This window comes from Saccharothrix sabaoui (assembly GCF_051756985.1).
Classification (GTDB): Bacteria; Actinomycetota; Actinomycetes; order Mycobacteriales; family Pseudonocardiaceae; genus Actinosynnema.
The window spans coordinates 16,406-34,689 of the sequence record NZ_JBPKJK010000095.1; the positions used below are offsets into that span (position 1 = coordinate 16,406).

Consider the following 18,284-nt stretch of genomic DNA (forward strand, 5'->3'; position numbering starts at 1 on the left):
CCGGGACCGGGCCGGTCCCCTCGCGTCTCAGCCCCTGAGCACCGCGCCGAAGCGTTCCGCGGCGGCGGCCACGGCCGCGTCGCGCGCCGCCGTCGCCTCGTCCACGGTCAGCGTGCGGTCCGGCGCGCGGAAGCGCAGGGAGTAGGCCAGCGAGCGCTTGCCCTCCCCCACCTGGTCGCCGGTGTAGACGTCGAACAGCCGGATGTCCTCCAGCAGGGCGCCGCCGCCGGAGCGCAGCGCCCGGGACACCCGGTCGGCGGGCACGTCCGCGCCCACCACCACGGCCACGTCCAGCAGCACCGGCGGGTACGGCGACACGACCGGCGCGGGCCGGTCGTCGGTCAGCGGCAGCGCGTCGAGGTCCAGCTCCAGCGCCACCGTGCGCTTCGGCAGGCCCAGCGCCTCCACGACCTTCGGGTGCAGCTCGCCCGCGTGGCCCACGGGCCAGTCGCCGACGCGCAGCTCCGCGCACCGGCCGGGGTGCCACGGGGCCAGGTCGGAGGCGACCGCGGTCAGCTCCACCCCGTACGCCTGGCCGATCAGCCGCGCCGCGCCCACCGCGTCCGCCCAGTCAGCCGGGCGGCCCTTGCCCCACCAGCCGGCCCGCTCGCGGTTGCCCGCGAGCACGGCGGCCACGTGCACCGGCTGCTGCGGCAGCGATGCCAGCAGCGAGGCGACGTCCGCGTCGGACGGGCGCGCGCCCACGCCGACCGCGGGCACCGGCACCTGCTGCGCGCGCGGCAGCGTGACCTGGGCGACCGCGTAGACCGCCAGGTCCTTCTGGCCGCGCGCCAGGTTGCGCTGCACGGTCTCCAGCAGCCCCGGCACCAGCGTGGTGGCCAGCGCGTGCTTGTCGGCCTCCAGCGGGTTGAGCACGCTCACCGCGTTGCGCCGCACGTCGCCCTCGGGCAGGCCCAGCGCGTCGAACACCGCGGGCGCCACGAACGGGAACGGCTTGACCTCGACGAACCCGTTCTCGGCCAGGGCGCGCGACACCGTGCGGCGGCGGCGCTGCTGCTCGGTCAGGCCGCGACCGGCGGGCGCGGGCGGCAGGACCGACGGGATCGTGTCGTAGCCCTCCAGCCGCAGCACCTCCTCCACCAGGTCCGCGGGCTGGGTGAGGTCCGCGCGCCACGTCGGCGGCACCGCGGTGACCATCGTCGCGCCGTCGTCACCGGTGGTGACCTCGACCTGGCAGCCGATCTGGCCCAGCCGGCGCGCCGTCACGCCGCGCGCGTAGCGCACCCCGGCGACCCGGTCGGGCAGGTCGATCGGCATCGACACCGGGCCGGGCGCGGCGGGCGAGCCGACGTCCGTGCGCTCGGGCCGGATGCTGCCGTCGGCGAACATGTCGAGCAGCCGCGCGGCGCGCTCCAGCGCCACCGGCGCCAGCGCCGGGTCCACGACCCGCTCGAAGCGCCGCGCCGCCTCGCTGGGCAGCTTGTGGCGGCGCACCGTGCGGGCGATGGACGCCGGGTCCCAGTTCGCCGCCTCCAGCAGGATGTCCGAGCTGCCGGGGCCGACCTCGGTGCTCGCGCCGCCCATGACGCCGGCGAGCGAGATGACGCCGCTGTCGTCGGCGATCACGATGTCGTCCGGGTCCAGGGCGCGGACCTGCTCGTCGAGCGTGGTCAGCTTCTCGCCGGCCACCGCGCGCCGCACCACCAGGCCGCCCTTGACCGACGACGCGTCGAACGCGTGCAGCGGCTGCCCCAGCTCCAGCATCACGTAGTTGGTGACGTCCACCGGCAGCGAGATCGACCGGATGCCCGCGAGCATCAGCCGCCGGCGCATCCACCACGGGGTGGGCGCGGTCGGGTCGACCCCGGTGACCCGGCGGGCCACGAACCGCGGGCACGCCACCTCGTCCTCGACGCGGACCGGCAGCACCTCGCCCTCGCCCTCGGGCACCTCGGCCAGGCCGGGGTCGCCGAACGGCACGTCGAACGCGCAGGCCAGCTCGCGGGCCAGGCCGCGCACCGAGAACGCGTAGCCGCGGTCCGGGGTCGGCGAGACCTCGATGACCGCGTCGCCCAGGCCGAGCAGCTCGACGGCGTCGTCACCGGGCTGCGCGGTGCCGCTGGGCAGCACCATGATCCCGGCGTGGTCGTCGCCCAGGCCCACCTCGCGGGCCGAGCAGATCATGCCCTCGCTGGTCCTGCCGTAGGTCTTGCGGGCGGAGATGGCGAACCCGCCGGGCAGCACCGCGCCGGGCAGCGCCACCACGACCGTGTCGCCCTCGCGGAAGTTCGACGCGCCGCAGACGATGCCGTTGACCTGGTCCGGGCCGACCTCGACCCGGCAGAAGCGGATCGGCTTCTTGAACTCGGTCAGCTCCTCGATCTCCACCACGCGGCCCGCGACCAGCGGACCGGTGACGCCGTCGAGCCGGTGGACGTCCTCCACCTCGATGCCGATCCGCGTGAACGCCTCGGCGAGCTGCTCTGGCGTGGGGGTCTCGGTGAACTCGAGGTTCTCGACCAGCCAGGTAACCGGAATGCGCACCGGTCAGGCCTCCGTTCCGAATGGCTGGGTGAAGCGGACGTCGCCCTCGACCATGTCCCGCATGTCGGGCAGCCCGTTGCGGAACTGCAGGGTGCGCTCCAGGCCCATGCCGAACGCGAAGCCCGAGTAGGTGCCGGGGTCGACGCCGCAGTTGCGCAACACGTTCGGGTTGACCATGCCGCAGCCGCCCCACTCGACCCAGCCCGCGCCGCCCTTCTTCTCCGGGAACCACACGTCCACCTCGGCGGACGGCTCGGTGAAGGGGAAGAAGCTCGGGCGCAGGCGGGTGCGGGAGCCCTCGCCGAACATGGCGCGGGCGAACGCGTCGAGCGTGCCCTTCAGGTGCGCCATGGTCAGGCCCTTGTCCACGGCCAGGCCCTCGACCTGGTGGAACACCGGGGTGTGCGTGGCGTCCAGCTCGTCGGTGCGGAACGTGCGGCCGGGGCACACCACGTACACGGGCGGCTCGCGGTCCAGCAGCGTGCGGGCCTGCACCGGGCTGGTGTGCGTGCGCAGCACCAGGCCGGAGTCGGCGGGCGCGACGTAGAACGTGTCCTGCATGGTCCGCGCCGGGTGGTCCTTGCCGAAGTTCAACGCGTCGAAGTTGAACCACTCGGTCTCCAGCTCGGGGCCCTCGGCGACCTCGTAGCCCATGGCCACGAACACGTCGGCGACGCGCTCGGCGAGCGTGGAGATCGGGTGCCGCGCGCCGCGCGGGACGCGGTCCCACGGCAGCGTGACGTCGACCGCCTCCTCGCGCAGCACGCGCTCGTCGCGCTCCGCCTGGAGCTCGCCGCGCCGCTCCTCGAACGCGAGCTTGACCGCGTTCTGCGCCTCGTTCACCCGCTTGCCCGCCTCGGCCTTCGCGGCGGGCGGCAGGGCGCCGATCTCGCGGCGCGCCAGCAGCACCGGCGAGCGGTCGCCCAGGTGGCTCGGCTTCACGGCGGCCAGCTCGTCGAGGTCGGCCGCCTTGGCGAACGCCTCCCGAGCCTGCTCGACCGCCGCGCCCAGCGCCTCCGGGGAGAGCGCCGCGACCTGCTTCGGGTCGTACGGGTCGTTGGCTCCGGACATGGTTGGTGGACAGCTCCCGTCACGGACAACAGGTGGATATCCCCCTCCGCGAGGGACGCGGAGCGGCGGACCGATCCTAGGTGATGGGGCCCGACCGGCATGAACCGCCGTCCGGCGCGGCCGTGCTCCGTGACCTCGGCTCGCCGCGCCGGGCCGCGCCCCGCGCCGGTCACCGCTCCCCCGGCCGCGGGTCGCGTCGCGCTCCGGGGCGCGACCGCGGGATTGTCGGTGGGTCGTGGCAGTCTTGCGGTCGCGAGCGGGACCGGCGGGCGAACAGCGGAAAACCGGACCACGAGCCGCGCGAACGAACCTAGAATCGTCCGTCACACGCGACCTTGACCCCGAGGTGAACTCCACTTGGCACACACCTTCGGTGTCGACCTGCGCGGCATCATCGACCTGCTCAGCCACCACCTCTACAGCGGCCCCCGCGTCTACGCGCGCGAACTGCTCCAGAACGCGGTGGACGCGATCACCGCCCGCCGCGCGCTCCAGCCGGACGCGCCGGGCGAGGTGGTGATCGAGCCGGTCGGGTCCCCAGGCGGCACCTTCCGCATCTCCGACACCGGCATCGGCCTCACCGAGCACGAGGTGCACGACCTGCTCTCCACGCTCGGCCGCACGTCCAAGCGCGACGACCTGGGCTTCGCCCGCCAGGGCTTCCTGGGCCAGTTCGGCGTGGGCCTGCTGTCCGCGTTCCTGGTCGCCGAGCGCGTCAACCTGACCACCCGGTCGGCCAGGGGCGGTCCCGCCGTGCGCTGGACCGCCGACGCGAGCGGCGCCTACGAGGTCACCGCGGCCGAGCGGGCCGAGGTCGGCACCACGATCGAGCTGGTGCCGCACCGCGACGCCGAGCACTGGCTGGAGCACGACGTCGTCAAGGCCCTGGTCACCGAGTACGGCGAGCTGCTGCCGGTGACCGTCCGGGTCGGCGGCGAGGTGGTCACGCACGACGAGCTGCCGTGGACCGGCGACGACGCCCTGGCCTACGGCGAGCGCGTGCTGGGCGTGCGGCCGTTCGACGCGATCCCCGTCGAGGTGCCCACCGTCGGCCTCAGGGGCGTCGCGTACGTCCTGCCGGGCGGCGTGCACCCCGGCGCCCGCCAGTCGCACCGCGTCTACCTGAAGCGGATGCTGGTCGGCGACTCCATCGAGGGCCTGCTGCCGGAGTGGGCGTACTTCGTGCGCTGCGCGGTCGACTCGACGTCGCTGCGCCCGACCGCGAGCCGCGAGTCGCTCTACCAGGACGAGACGCTGCTCGCGGTGCGCGAGGAGCTGGGCCGCCAGGTCCGCGACTGGCTCGTGCGGCTCGACGCGACCGACCCCGACCGCACCCGCGCCCTGCTCGACGCGCACCACCTGGGCATCAAGTCGCTGGCCCGCGCCGACGACGAGATGCTGCGCCTGGTCGAGCGGTGGCTGCCGTTCGAGACCACCGACGGCCCGCAGTCGCTGCGCCAGTTCCGCCGCCGGCACGGCACGGTCGCGCACGTCCCGGACGTCGACGAGTTCCGCCAGCTCGCGCCGGTCGCGCACGCCCAGGGCATGGGCCTGGTCAACGCGGGCTACGCCTACGACGCCGAGATCATGGACCGGCTCGTCGCCCTCGACGGCCCGGCCGCCGCGCGCCGCGTCGCCCCGAGCGAGGTGCTGGCCGCCCTCGGCGACCCCGAACCGGAGCTGGAACGCGCCCTGCGCGAACGCCTCGTGCTGGCCAAGGACGTCCTGGAGCGGCACGACTGCGAGGCCGTGCCGCGCGACTTCGACCCGGGCACGCTGCCCGCGCTGCTGGTCACGAACGCCGAGGCCGAGCGCAGGCGGGACGCGCAGCAGGCGGGCGAGCAGGCCGACCCGCTGTGGGCGGAACTGCTGGGCAGCCTCGTCGAGTCCTCGTCGTCCGACGCCGCGCAGCGCCTCGTGCTGAACTGCCGCAACCCGCTGGTGCGGCGCCTGGCGAGGCTGACCGACGCGGCGCTGGTGGAGCTGACCATGGAGTCGCTGTACGTGCACGCCCTGCTGCAGGCCCGGCGGCCGATGCGCCCGAAGGACACCGCCGCGCTGAACCGCTCGTTCCTGGAACTGCTGGACCGCGCCGTGGGAGACCGTTGATGAGCGAGGAGAAGGACGCCGCCGAGCGCCAGTTCGTCGAGGCGTACCACATGCCCGAGGGCATGGCGCGGCACGAGGCGCTGGAGCGCGCGGCCCGCGCCGCGGACGCCGTCGACCACCTGCCGCTGGCCGTGAGCTGCCGGATCGCGCTGATCCGCTCCGCCTACGACCTGGGCCGCTACGACCTGATGCTGGCCCCGTTCGCGTGGTGCGGCACGGCGGAGAAGCGCGACCCGGGCGCGTTCGACGAGTGGGAGACGCACAGCTTCGACTGGGCGCACAAGTGGATCGTGTCGGGCCTGATCGCCGACCCGAGGTTCACGCTGGCGCAGATCGAGTCGTTCGTCGACCAGCTCGCCGCCCGCTACCAGCGGCTCGGGTACTCGATGCAGCCCGTGCACGGCGCGCGCGCCGACCTGGCCGCGCACGTCGGCGACGACGAGGCGTACCGGGAGCACTTCGCCCGGTACCTGGCGGTCGACCGCGGGCCGATGAGCGACTGCGAGGCGTGCGTCGTCGAGGAGCAGGCCGGGCACCTGATCCGGCAGGGCAGGCACGCCGAGGCCGTCGCGCACGCCGAGCACCAGCTGGAGCAGGAGACGGGCTGCGCCACCCAGCCGCAGGGCATCCTCACCACGCTGACGCCCGCGTTCGTCGCGCTGGGCGACGTGGAGCGGGCCCGGCGGGCGCACGTCGTGGCGCACCGGCTGATCCGCGACGACCTCGTCGGCGGCTACCTGGACGACCACCTGGTGTTCTGCGCGACGTCGGGCAACGTGCGCCGCGGCGTCGACCTGCTGCGCGGCCACCTGCACCGGGTGCACCACTCGACCAGCCCGTCGCAGGCCGCGCACTTCTCGGCGGGCGCGGCGCTGCTGCTCAGCCGGGTCGACCCGGACGAGGAGTTCGCCGTTCCGCGCGACGGCACGGCCACCGTGCTGACGGCGGCCCGGCTGCGGGCGCTGCTGGAGGAGCAGGCGCTCGACCTGGCCGCCCGGTTCGACCGGCGCAACGGGTCGGACGCGATGAGCAGGCGCATCCGGGAGACCCTGGAGCGGCCGGACACGGCCCCCGTGCCACTGGCGGTGCCGGTCGCCGCGCCGCCCGCGCCCGTCGCGGAGGAGGAGCCGGTCGCGGTCGGCGACCCGGTGGAGCTGGCGCACGCCATGTGCGAGGCGTTCGACACGGGCGAGTTCATCACCGGCATGCGGCTGCTGCGGTCGCTGCCCGCCGACCTCGACCCGCTGCTGCCCGAACCGCTGGCCGCGCTGGTGGCGGTGCGGCGGGCCATCTCCGGCGCGCACGTCCGCCCGCGCGACGAGGTGCTGGCCGAGCTGGACGAGGGCGTCGCGCGGCTGGCCGCGTGCGGCGAGCACGACCTGGCCAACCGCTACCGGGCGCGGGGCGCCGGCCTGCGCGCCGAGGCCGTCGAGGACGCCCTGGACGAGTGCACCGAGGTGGCGCGCACGTGCCTGGCCGAGGCCGAGGTCGCGGGCACCGCGTACACGCGTGTGCTGACCAGGCTGCTGCTGGCCGACCTGCTCGCCGAGGCCGACGAGCACGACGAGCAGGGCGTGCTCGCCGCGCAGGCGCTGGAGCTGGCGCGCGCCGAGGTGCCCGAGCTGGTGTCGCGGGCGCGCTGCGACCGGGCCCAGCACCTGGCGACGGTGGGCGAGCTGGACGAGGCGCACGCCGAGGTCGTCGACGTGCTGGCGGACGACGCGCCCGCGTCCGTGCGGTTCGACGCGCTGCGCCTGCTGCTGAAGATCCGGACCGTGCGCGGTGACGCCGAGGCGGTGGCGACGGCGGAGGAGTTCGTGCGCGCGTTCAGCGTGCCGCGCGGGCCGTGGACCGCCGAGGCGCACCGGCAGCGCGTGGCGTCCGTGGAGCGGCTCGGCGTGGAGGCCGCGCACCTCGTGGAGCTGCGCGACGCCGTGGCCGCCGGGCACGAGGTGGGCGTGCCGGACGACGTGGCCAAGGCGTGCTACGCCCTGGCCGGCGGCTACCTCAAGTCGGGCCGGTTCGTGGAGGCCGCCGAGGCGTTGGAGGAAGCCGTCCGCGTGGTCGAGTCCGGCGACGTCGACCCGGACGTCGTCGTGCCCATCCGCTACCGGCTGGGCCAGGTCTGCGCCCGCCTCGACGAGACCGACGCCGCCCGCCGCCACCTGGAGCACGCGCTCGGCCTCGTCCCGCCGGACGAGGCGTGGCGCAGGGCCATGGTCCTCGACCTGCTGGGCAGCGTCCTGCGCCGCCTGGACCGCCCGCTCGAAGCCGCCTCCGCCTACCAGGGCGCGGCGGCGGCGTGGCAGCAGGTGCCGGACGACGCCGAGGCCGCGGGCTCCCTGGTCGAGGCGGCGGCCGCGCTGCCGAACGAGGAGACCGCCGAGTGCGCCACCACCCTGAGCGCGGCGGAACGCCTGCTGCCCGAGGTGGAGGACACCGACCACCGCACCCACCTGACCGCGCGGATCGCCGCGATCAGGGCGTTCCTGCACGTCCAGGCCGGGGAGCACGCCGAGGCCGTGGAGCAGAACGGCGTGGCCGAGGAACTGGCCGCGCAGATGGGTGACGTCGACTGGCAGGCGTTCCTGGTCGCGCGGGGAGCCCGGTTCCTCCTGGAGTCCGGCGACGCCGAGAACGCCGAGTCGGAAGCGCGCCGGGCGGGGACCCTCATCACCGACAGCACGCCGCCCCAGATCCTCGGCGACACGGCGAACGTGCTGGAGGAAGCGTTGAGGGCGCAGGACAAACCCGCCCAGACCGACCCCCTGCTCAGAGCCCTGACCACGAGGCTGGAGTCCTGAGCCGGATGTCAAGCAAGACCACCGAATCGAGCGAACCTGACCACAACCGGCCGCGCAGCTAGAACCACAACGCCGGTCGAGCGTCGCCTTGAACGAGGAAGGAGGCCGGCCCAAGCGCCCAGCACCGCCGGCCTCCGCACACCACACCCACAACCGCCGCCCCACAACCACCGCCCCAGCCACCAACCGGAAGCGCCACCGACCGACAGCGCCACCGGCCACCAGCGCCACCGGCCACCAGCGCAGCGGCGGCTCGCCGACGGCCACCCCCGACTGCCGCCGGCCAACAGCCACTCGCCGGCGGCCACCCCTCGCGGCCGCCGGCCAGCAGCCGCCCTCCGGTGGCTGCCCCCTGCAATCGCCCGCCGGCGGTCAGCGGCTGGCGGGCGCTCGCCGGCTGGCGGTCACTCACCGGCGGTCAGCGGCCAGTGGTCACCGGCGGGCGGTCGCTCACCGGCGGTCACTCGTTGCGCAGGACCTCCGCGATGGTCGTCCGCGCCGCGGCCCTGGCGGGGAACAGCGCCCCCAGCACGGTGATGAGCACCCCGGCCAGCACGGGGCCGACGAGCACAGCGGGCTGGTAGACGTCCACGACGACGTCGAGCACGTCGGCCTGCGCCGCGCGCATCATGGCCGGCGCGACCAGGCTGTGCGCCGCGACCCCCAGCGGCAGGCCGATGAGGCCGCCCAGCACGCCCAGCGCGGCCATGGAGGTCACCAGCATGGTCGTGACCTGGCGGGGGGTCATGCCGATCGACTTGAGCATGCCCAGGTCGCGGCGGCGTTCGCGGGCGTTGAGGACGACGGTGTTGAAGACGCCCAGGGCGGCCACGGCTCCGAGCACCAGCGTGAGGAGCGTGGCGGTGCTGATGATGACCACGGCCTGCGACGAGGTGTTGTCGCGCGGTGGCGCGGGGAGCAGGCCCGCGTCGCCCGCCTCGGCCGCGTCGAGGTACGCCTGCTGGTCGGTGCCCGGCGCGAGGCGCACCTGGTAGGTGTCGGCTGGCGCGTCCGGGGCCAGCAGCCGCAGGGTGTCCCAGTTGGAGAAGGTCTCACTGGCGTTGTTGGCCAGGACGACGCCGACGATCCGCACCTGGGCGCGGTTGCCTTCGAGTTCGAGGGTGACGGTGTCGCCGATCGCCAGGCCGCGCTGGTTCAGGAACCTCGACGGGACCGCCAGCTGTCCCGGGCCGTTCGGCCAGTGGCCCGACAGCACCTGCGGGCTCAGGGCGGTGGCGTCGCCTCGGTAGAACGTGACGCCCGCGAGTTGGCCGCCGCCGGCCACGCCGACCGCACGGTGGGTCAGGGCCGCCACGGCGGTCGCGCCGGGGAGTGAGCGCAGCAGGGCCTCGTCCTCGGGGTCGCTCAGTTCCGGTTCGGTGGTGGGGGTGTGGGGGGTTCGGTTCGGTCTTGGCGGGATGGGTGGGGGCGGGGTGGCCGCGCCCGGGGTGGCTGTGGGCGGGGTGGCTGTGGGCGGGGCGGTCGGGGGTGGGCGGTTGGTCAGCAGTTCCACTCGGTCGTGGTGGGACGGGGCTACCGCGTCGCGGTAGGCGGTGACGGACATCGTGATGCCCAGCGCCAGGGTCACGGTGACCACGCCGAGCACCACCGCGGCCAGGGTGAGGGTGCTGCGCGCCGGGCGGGCGAAGGGCACGCCCAGGCCCAGGCTGACCGCTCTCGGCAGGTGCGTCCCGGCCAGTCGGCGCTGGATGGCGAGCGCGCGTCCACCTCCCGGCGCGCTGCCCGCGCTGATCGCCCGCGCGGCCGGTAGGCGGCGGGCGCGCAGGGCGGACACCGAGGCGGCCAGGAGCACGACGGCGGGCATCCCGAGCAGCGCGACGGCGTTCACCCACGGGTCGATGCCGATGTCGGTGGCGCCGAAGCCCGCGAAGGCGTCTTCGAGCATCTGCCGGGCGGCGAGGTTGCCGAGGAGGGTGCCGGCCACGCAGCCGGCGGCGGCCGGGACCGTGACCAGGACCAGGTAGACGGCCATCACCTGGTCGGGGGTGAACCCGAGGGACTTGAGCACGCCGATGTGCCGGTACCCGGCCACGACGGCGCCGCTGATCACGTTGGCCACGATGAGGACCGCGACCACCACGCCGAGGATGCCGAACACGACGAGGAACGGGATGTAGACGCCGGACTCGGCGATGACCTGCTGCTTGGTCGTGAGGTACGACCGGGTGCCGAGCAGCGCGTCCGGCGGGAGGCCCGCGGTGACGGCGGCTTGGCCGGCGGCGATGTCGTCGGCGGTGGCTGCGGCGGTGAAGCGGTAGAGGAGCTGGGTGTCGGTCGGGTCGAGGGCCGCCATCTGGTCGGGGGTGACCCAGGCGTCGGCGGAGGTGCTGACGGAGTGGGCGAAGCCGACGATGGTGAGGGCGGGGCGTCCGGGGACGTCGACGCGGTCGCCGAGGCGGGTGGGGCCGAGTTCGCCGGGGTTCCGGGCGAGGACGATCTCGCCGGGTCCGTCGACCCAGCGGCCTTGCCACACGTCGAGGCGGTCGACGTCGCCGCCGGGGTCGGCGCGGCCCGCGGTGGTGAGGGCGGGGGCGATGCGGGAGCCGGCGGTGTCGAGGGTGACCTGGTCGAACGGTCCGGCCACGGCGGTGACCAGCGGGGAGGACGCGGCGGCGGTGAGCTGGTCGTCGGGTGCGGCGGTGGCGTCGTAGGCGGCGACGAGGTGGGCGCCGTTCTGCTGGGTGTGCGCCCGGTCGAAGGGGGCCGACGCGGAGGTGAGCAGTCCGAGGGCGACCACGATCGTCGCGGTGGACACGCCGGTCACGACGGCGATCACGGTCGTCTGGAGCTTGCGGCGCCGCACCGCGGCGCCGGCGACCCGCCACACGGCGGTCACGGCGTCCGCTCCACGCTGGTCTCGCGGGCGATCCGGCCGTCGACGACCTCGACGACCCGGCCCGCGCAGCGGGTGGCGAGCCGTTCGTCGTGGGTGACGAGCAGGAGGGTCTGGCCGATCTGGTTGAGGTCGAGCAGGAGGTCGACGACCTGGTCGCCCGCGCGGCTGTCGAGCGCGCCGGTGGGTTCGTCGGCGAGCAGCAGGGCGGGGCGGTTCACGAGTGCCCTGGCGACCGCGACGCGTTGTCGTTCACCGCCGCTGAGCTGGGCGGGGTAGGTGTTGCGGCGGTTGGCGACGCCGAGTTCGTCGAGGAGTTCGAGGGCGCGTGCGCGGGCCTGGGCGGCGGGGGTGCCGGTGAGCTGGGCGGCGAGGGCGACGTTGTCGAGGGCGGGGAGGTCGTCGAGGAGGTTGAAGAACTGGAAGATCATGCCGATGCGGCGGCGGCGGAACAGGGCCAGGCCGGTTTCGCCCAGGCCGCCGAGGTCGTCGCCGTTGACGACGACGGAGCCCGAGGTGGGCCGGTCGAGGCCGGCGATCATGTTGAGCAGGGTGGACTTGCCGCTGCCGGAGGGGCCCATGACCGCGACGGCCTCCCCCGCGTGGACGCGCAGCGAGACGTCGTCGAGTGCGACGGAGTCGCTGTACTCCTTGCGGACGGCGGTCAGTTCCACGACCACCCGCTTCGTGCTGTCTTCTGTCGTCACGGTGGGCAATCCTGTGGCAGGTGCGCGGGTCGGGGCATCGGGCCGGGGTGGTATCCGGCGGGGCGGGGTCATCCCGGGGATGTAGGCGCGGGTCGGGATGGGGCGCGGAGGTGATGCGCGGGCGGTGCGCGGGCTGGGACAGTGGCCGCCGTGTGGGTGCCGTGGCTGGTCGTGGCGGTGGTGGTGGCGGTGGCCGGTGTGCTGGCGGCGCGGTTGGTCCGCGCGCGGCGCGCGTTCACGAGGGCGTTGGAGGAGCGCGGCTGGTTGTTGGAGCGGGAGCGGGAGAGCGCGGCGCGGGGCGCGGTGGACGCGGAGCGCGCGCGGATCGCGCGGGAGCTGCACGACATCGTGAGCCACAACGTGAGCGTGATGGTGGTGCAGGCGGGTGCGGCGCGGCGGGTGCTCGACGCCGAGCCGGGGCAGGCCGCGGCGGCGTTGTGGGCGGTGGAGTCGGCGGGGCGGGACGCGATGACGGAGCTGCGGCACCTGCTGGGTGTGCTGGCGCCGCCCGCGGACGGCGGGGAGCCGTCGGACCTGTCGCCGCAGCCGAGCCTGCGGGTGCTGGGGCCGCTGGTGGACCGGATCGCGTTCGCGGGGTTGCCGGTGGAGGTGCGGATCTCGGGTGAGCCGAGGCCGTTGCCGTCGGGGGTGGACCTGACGGCGTACCGGATCATCCAGGAGGCGTTGACGAACGCGTTGAAGCACGGTGACGGGTCGACGGCGGAGGTGACGGTGCGGTACGCGGACCACTACCTGCGGGTGGAGGTGCTGAACGGCGGGCCGAGCGCGCTGAACAAGACGAACGACAAACCGAACACGCGGGTGGCCGGGCTGAACAAGGTGAACGACAAAGTGAACGACAACCTGAACAACGACGAGGGTCGCGGTCTGGCGGGGTTGCGGCAGCGGGTGGCGGTGTTCGGCGGTGACCTGGACGCGCGGCGGCGGTTGGGCGGCGGGTTCCGGGTCAGGGCGCGGATTCCCCTGGAGCGGCCGTGACGGGTGCCGGGCCGCGGGTGGTGATCGCCGACGACCAGGCGTTGGTGCGCACGGGTTTCCGGATGATCCTGGCGTCGGGCGGCGTCGACGTGGTGGGTGAGGCCGCCGACGGGGCGGAGGCGGTGGAGCTGGTGCGGGCGCTGCGGCCGGACGTGGTGCTGATGGACGTCCGGATGCCCGTCGTGGACGGCCTGGAGGCGACCCGCCGCGTGCTGGGGCTGTCGCCGGGGTGCCGGGTGCTGATGCTGACGACGTTCGACCTGGACCGGTACGTGTACTCGGCGTTGGCGGCGGGGGCGAGCGGGTTCCTGTTGAAGGACGTCACGCCGGAGCACCTGGTGGCGGCGGTGCGCCTGGTCGACACGGGGGACGCGCTGCTGGCGCCGTCGATCACGCGGCGGCTGGTGGAGCGATTCGCGTCGGGCGGCGCGGCGTCGGGGCCTGCGGTGCACCGGGACCTGGCGTCGTTGACGCCGCGCGAGCGGGAGGTGCTGACCCTGTTGGGCCGGGGCCTGTCGAACGCCGAGCTGGCCTCGGCGCTGGTCCTCAGCGAGGCGACGGTGAAGACGCACGTGGCCCGCATCTTCGCGAAGCTGGCGTTGCGCGACCGGGCGCAGGCCGTGGTGCTGGCCTACGAGACGGGGCTGGTCGCGCCGGGCGACCAGGTGTGACCGGACCGGGCACGACCGGACCGGGCACCCGGCCCGATCGGACCCGGACCGGTCGGGAGCGGGGCCGGTCGGACCCGGGCCGGTCAGGAGCGTTGGGCGCGGGCCGAGGCGTAGAGGCACACGGCGGCGGCGGTGGCCAGGTTGAGGCTTTCCGCGCCGCCGTAGATGGGCACCTTGAGCGCCGCGTCGAGGCCGGCCACCACGTCGTCGGGCAGGCCGTGGGCCTCGCTGCCGAACACCCACGCGGTGGGGGTGGCCAGGTCGCCGCGCAGGTCGGCGGTGACGAGGTCCTCGGGTGCGTAGCCGTCGGCGGCGACGAGGCGCAGGCCGGCCGCGCGCAGCGCGTCGAACGCCTCGGACGCGTCGCGGACGCGCGTGATGGGCAGGTGGAAGACGCTGCCGGTGGACGCGCGGACGCACTTGCCGTTGTGCGGGTCGACCGTGTCGCCGGCGAAGACCACCGCGTCGGCGCCCGCCGCGTCGGCGACGCGCACCACGGTGCCCGCGTTGCCGGGGTCGGTCACCCCGTGCAGGACCGCGACCAGCCGCACGCCGGGGACCAGCGCGTCGGCGGGCGACACGTCCACGGGTGAGCAGACGGCGACGACGCCCTGGGGCGTCACGGTTTCCGACAGCGCGGCGGCGGCCTTGTCGGTGACGCCGCTGATCCGCACGCCCGCGTCGACGGCGGCGCGCACCAGGTCGGGGTTGCGGGTGGCGGCGACGGCGGTGACGAACAGCTCGTGCACCTCGCCGCGCCCGGCGTCGGCCCAGGCGAGGGCTTCGCGCACCGCCTGCGCGCCCTCGGCGAGGAAGCGCCCGGCGCGGTCGCGGCCGGAGCGCCTGGTCAGCCGCCGAGCGGCAACGACCCGGGGTGTCCGCTCGGTGAACGGAGCATCCCCGGGTCGTGGTGCGCGGTCGTCGCCGCTCAGCCCTGGTCCTGGGCGGGCGCGTTGACGTCGTCCGGCAGGGCGGCGCGAGCGGCCTCGACCAGCGCGGCGAAGGCGGCGGCGTCGCTGACGGCCAGCTCGGCGAGGATCTTGCGGTCCACCTCGATGCCGGCCAGGCGCAGGCCCTGGATGAAGCGGTTGTACGTCATGCCGTTGGCGCGGACACCGGCGTTGATGCGCTGGATCCACAGCTTCCGGAAGTCGCCCTTGCGGGCGCGGCGGTCCCGGTAGGCGTAGTTGAGCGAGTGGAGCACCTGCTCCTTGGCCTTGCGGTACAGCCTCGAACGCTGGCCGCGGTAGCCGCTGGCGAGCTCAAGGGTGGTACGGCGCTTCTTCTGGGCGTTCACTGCCCTTTTGACGCGTGCCACGGGTCCGTCCTGTCGATCTCGTGGGGCCGGGTGAGGGGCCCCGGGTGTTCAAGGGGGAAGGTCTTAGAGGCCCAGCAGCTTCTTCAGCCGCGGCACGTCGTTCTTGGCGACCTCGGTGGTGCCGGAGAGGCGGCGGGTCAGCTTGCTGGACTTCTTCTCCAGCAGGTGGCGCTTGCCGGCCTTCTCACGGAGCAGCTTGCCGCTGCCGGTGACCTTCACGCGCTTGGAGGTCCCGCTGTGGCTCTTGTTCTTGGGCATTTCCGTCCTCAGTCTCGTGCAGCCACCGGGGATGGGGGCGGCCATGCTCGCCCGCCGGCCCGTGAGGGCCGGGGGCACCGGTTCCCGACCCCTGGGGGCCGGGACTTCACTCCTCGACAGACTCCGCCGGCGCCTCGTCCTCGGCGCTGTCGCTCCTGATCGGGCGGGTCTTCGTGGTCTTGTGCGGGGCCAGCACCATGATCATGTTGCGGCCGTCCTGCTTCGGGTTGGACTCGACGAACCCCAGCTCCGCGACGTCCTCAGCGAGCTTCTGGAGCAGCCGGTAGCCCAGCTCCGGCCGGGACTGCTCACGGCCGCGGAACATGATGGTCACCTTGACCTTGTTCCCGTGCGACAGGAAGCGGGCCACGTGGCCCTTCTTCGTCTGGTAGTCGTGCGGGTCGATCTTCGGGCGGAGCTTCTGCTCCTTGATGACCGTCAGCTGCTGGTTGCGGCGTGACTCGCGGGCCTTCTGCGCGCTCTCGTACTTGAACTTGCCGTAGTCCATGAGCTTGCAGACGGGCGGCCGAGCCTGCGCGGCGACCTCGACGAGGTCGAGATCCGATTCCTGGGCGAGTCGGAGCGCGTCCTCGATGCGAACGATCCCGACCTGCTCGCCGTTCGGCCCGACCAGTCGAACCTCGGGCACGCGGATGCGGTCGTTGATGCGCGGCTCGGTGCTCACAGGAGCACCTCGGTTCGAGGGACTTGTCATTCACGTCCTTTGTGACTCGTTGTGCGCCAAAGACAAGAGGCCCCACACCTGCCCGGTGTGAGGCCCGCTTCCGACCGATCGCACGGCGAAGGGCGCAGTCCACCCTTCACCGGACCGGACCCGGCCACCTGCTCGAAGCGGCGGACGCGGGTGGGAGCGGGGCTCCACTTGCCGTCCCCACACGGGTGGGGACTGGTCGCGCCAAAGATAGTAGCAGACGGGCTTGTCAACCCCCGAACCGGCGAGCCGTCCGACGGGGTTGCGAGAATGTCCCGCGTGACCGACCTGCCTGCCGACAACGCCCCCGACAACGTCCGCGAGCTCTCCGACGTCCCCAGCGTGGAGGTGATCAGCAAGGCGGCGATCATGCTGCTCAGCTCCGCCGCCGAGCGCCTCGGCCTGGCCGACGAGGACCCCGACACGAGCCCGCGCCGCGACCTGGACGAGGCCCGCCGCCTGATCACCGCCCTGGCGGGGCTGGTCACGGCGTCGGCGGAGTACCTGGGGCCGCACGCGGGTCCCCTGCGCGAGGGGCTCCAGTCGGTGCAGCGGGCGTTCCGCGAGGCGTCGGCGTACCCGGACGAGCCGGGGCAGGGGCCGGGCGAGAAGTACACCGGCCCCGTGTACTGACCGCGGTGCGCCGATCGGGGCCACCCGACCGAAGGACCGCCCGAAGGACCCGTCGCCACGCCCTGTGACGGCAGTTCACCCCGTGCCATGGTCGAGGGGTTCGCGCGAACCCCCTTGATCCACGACCCCGCACGAGGGAGAACCCGACATGGGAGAGTTCCGCGCGCCCTGGACCAGGTTGGCGGGTGCCGGCGCGATAGCCGTCGCCACCGCGGCGCTGGTCGCCGCACCCGCCCAGGCCGCCGAGGCGTCGATCCGCGACGCGGGCGGCCCGGACGCCGTGGCCGGCAGCTACGTCGTCGTGCTGAAGGAGGGCCGCGCGTTCACCTCGGAGGTGGACGGGCGGGTCACGCACCGGTACTCGGCGGCCCTGGACGGGTTCGCCGCCACGATGTCGGAGGCGGCGGCGAAGCGGCTGGCCGCCGACCCGGCGGTGGACTACGTCACCCAGGACCGGTACGTGCGGGTGGCGGCCGACCAGCCGAACCCGCCGTCGTGGGGCCTGGACCGGGTCGACCAGCGCGACCTGCCGCTCAACGCGAACTACGGCTACGCCACGACCGCGCCGAACGTGCACGCCTACGTCGTCGACACCGGCATCCGCGCCTCGCACCAGGACTTCGGCGGGCGGGCGTCGTTCGACGTCAACACGACCGGGGACGGCAACGACACCGACTGCAACGGGCACGGCACGCACGTCGCGGGCACGGTGGGCGGCACGGCGCACGGCGTGGCGAAGGGCGTGCGGCTGCACGGCGTGAAGGTGCTGTCGTGCTCGGGTTCGGGCACGATCGCGGGCGTCGTGGCGGGCGTGGACTGGGTGACGGCGAACGCGGTGAAGCCGGCCGTGGCGAACATGAGCCTGGGCGGTGGCGCGAACGACGCGCTGGACGCGGCGGTGCGCAACTCGATCGCGTCGGGCATCACCTACGCGGTGGCATCGGGCAACTCGAACGCGAACGCCTGCTCGTTCTCGCCGGCGCGGGTGGCGGAGGCCATCACGGTCAACGCGACCGACGCCAACGACGGCCGGGCGTCGTTCTCGAACTGGGGTTCGTGCACGGACCTGTTCGCGCCGGGCGTGGGCATCACGTCGGCGTGGAGCACGGGCGACTCGGCGACGAACACGATCAGCGGCACGTCGATGGCGTCGCCGCACGCGGCGGGCGCGGCGGCGCTGCACCTGGCGGCGAACCCGGGCGCGACGCCGCAGCAGGTGCGGGACGCGCTGGTGTCGGCGGCGACGCCGAACAAGGTGCCCAACCCGGGCACGGGGTCGCCGAACCTGCTGCTGTTCACGGGGTCCGCGCCGCCGCCGCAGCCGTCGAACGACACGCTGCTGCGCGGCGAGGCGCTCCAGGCGGGCCAGTCGCGGACGTCGGCGGACGGCCGCTTCACGCTGGTCATGCAGGGTGACGGGAACCTGGTGCTGTACACGGCGGCGGGTCAGGCGCTGTGGCACACGAACACGCACGGCACGGGTGCGACGCACGCGGTGCTCCAGGGTGACGGCAACCTGGTGGTCTACACGGCGGCGGGCGTGGCGAAGTGGAACACGGGCACGTGGGGCACGGCGGCGGACCGGCTGATCGTGCAGAACGACTCGAACGTGGTGCTCTACGGGCCGGGCGGCCAGGTCTTCT

Annotated in this window: 14 protein-coding genes; 6 read left to right on the forward strand and 8 right to left on the reverse strand. The window is 74.2% G+C overall.

What is annotated here, in order from left to right; translation table 11 throughout:
* Positions 1 to 27: 27 nt before the first annotated feature.
* Both pheT and pheS read right to left on the reverse strand, forming a co-directional pair.
* On the reverse strand, positions 28 to 2,505 hold the full coding sequence (gene pheT / locus ACR807_RS26080) for a phenylalanine--tRNA ligase subunit beta (RefSeq protein ID WP_438924048.1): 2,478 nt from the start codon (positions 2,503 to 2,505) through the stop codon (positions 28 to 30).
* 3 nt (positions 2,506 to 2,508) lie between these two features.
* On the reverse strand, positions 2,509 to 3,576 hold the full coding sequence (gene pheS / locus ACR807_RS26085) for a phenylalanine--tRNA ligase subunit alpha (RefSeq protein WP_438924049.1): 1,068 nt from the start codon (positions 3,574 to 3,576) through the stop codon (positions 2,509 to 2,511).
* 357 nt (positions 3,577 to 3,933) lie between these two features.
* Between pheS and ACR807_RS26090 the strand changes: the two genes are divergently transcribed.
* Both ACR807_RS26090 and ACR807_RS26095 read left to right on the forward strand, forming a co-directional pair.
* Complete coding sequence (locus ACR807_RS26090) at positions 3,934 to 5,685, forward strand: HSP90 family protein (protein WP_438924050.1); 1,752 nt, start codon at positions 3,934 to 3,936, stop codon at positions 5,683 to 5,685.
* Complete coding sequence (locus tag ACR807_RS26095) at positions 5,685 to 8,489, forward strand: hypothetical protein (RefSeq protein WP_438924051.1); 2,805 nt, start codon at positions 5,685 to 5,687, stop codon at positions 8,487 to 8,489. The genes ACR807_RS26090 and ACR807_RS26095 overlap by 1 nt, the downstream gene beginning before the upstream one ends.
* 460 nt (positions 8,490 to 8,949) lie before the next feature.
* Here the strand turns inward: ACR807_RS26095 and ACR807_RS26100 are convergent, their stop codons facing one another.
* Together ACR807_RS26100 and ACR807_RS26105 are read right to left on the reverse strand one after the other, a co-directional pair.
* A complete protein-coding gene (locus ACR807_RS26100) occupies positions 8,950 to 11,346 on the reverse strand; it encodes an FtsX-like permease family protein (protein ID WP_438924052.1) in 2,397 nt (798 codons plus the stop codon).
* Entirely contained in the window at positions 11,343 to 12,050 is a 708-nt protein-coding gene (locus ACR807_RS26105) for an ABC transporter ATP-binding protein (RefSeq protein WP_438924053.1), read from the reverse strand. Before ACR807_RS26105 ends, ACR807_RS26100 begins: the two co-directional genes overlap by 4 nt.
* Positions 12,051 to 12,200: 150 nt before the next feature.
* Here ACR807_RS26105 and ACR807_RS26110 point away from each other — a divergent pair, with 150 nt between their 5' ends.
* Together ACR807_RS26110 and ACR807_RS26115 are read left to right on the forward strand one after the other, a co-directional pair.
* Positions 12,201 to 13,049: a sensor histidine kinase gene (locus tag ACR807_RS26110; protein ID WP_438924054.1), complete on the forward strand. Its 849-nt coding sequence runs from the start codon at positions 12,201 to 12,203 to the stop codon at positions 13,047 to 13,049.
* Positions 13,046 to 13,720 (forward strand): response regulator transcription factor, encoded by a 675-nt coding sequence (locus tag ACR807_RS26115; protein ID WP_438924055.1) that lies wholly within the window; start codon positions 13,046 to 13,048, stop codon positions 13,718 to 13,720. Before ACR807_RS26110 ends, ACR807_RS26115 begins: the two co-directional genes overlap by 4 nt.
* 83 nt (positions 13,721 to 13,803) lie before the next feature.
* On the opposite strand, the gene ACR807_RS26120 is transcribed toward ACR807_RS26115, so the two are convergent.
* The 4 genes from ACR807_RS26120 to infC all read right to left on the reverse strand — a co-directional run bounded on the left by ACR807_RS26120 (position 13,804) and on the right by infC (position 16,011).
* The gene (locus ACR807_RS26120; RefSeq protein ID WP_438924060.1) at positions 13,804 to 14,652 is read right to left on the reverse strand and encodes a TrmH family RNA methyltransferase; all 849 of its coding nucleotides are present in this window, start codon (positions 14,650 to 14,652) and stop codon (positions 13,804 to 13,806) included.
* Positions 14,649 to 15,038, reverse strand: coding sequence for a 50S ribosomal protein L20 (rplT, locus tag ACR807_RS26125; protein WP_438924056.1), 390 nt, complete (start codon positions 15,036 to 15,038; stop codon positions 14,649 to 14,651). Before rplT ends, ACR807_RS26120 begins: the two co-directional genes overlap by 4 nt.
* 63 nt (positions 15,039 to 15,101) lie before the next feature.
* On the reverse strand, positions 15,102 to 15,296 hold the full coding sequence (gene rpmI, locus ACR807_RS26130) for a 50S ribosomal protein L35 (RefSeq protein WP_033442867.1): 195 nt from the start codon (positions 15,294 to 15,296) through the stop codon (positions 15,102 to 15,104).
* 106 nt (positions 15,297 to 15,402) lie between these two features.
* Entirely contained in the window at positions 15,403 to 16,011 is a 609-nt protein-coding gene (gene infC, locus ACR807_RS26135) for a translation initiation factor IF-3 (protein ID WP_438924057.1), read from the reverse strand.
* A gap of 267 nt (positions 16,012 to 16,278) precedes the next feature.
* Here infC and ACR807_RS26140 point away from each other — a divergent pair, with 267 nt between their 5' ends.
* Positions 16,279 to 16,641, forward strand: a complete 363-nt coding sequence (locus ACR807_RS26140) for a DUF1844 domain-containing protein (RefSeq protein WP_438924058.1) — start codon at positions 16,279 to 16,281, stop codon at positions 16,639 to 16,641.
* A 148-nt stretch (positions 16,642 to 16,789) separates the two neighbouring features.
* A partial coding sequence (locus ACR807_RS26145) for a S8 family peptidase (protein WP_438924059.1) occupies positions 16,790 to 18,284 on the forward strand: 1,495 nt, incomplete at its 3' end.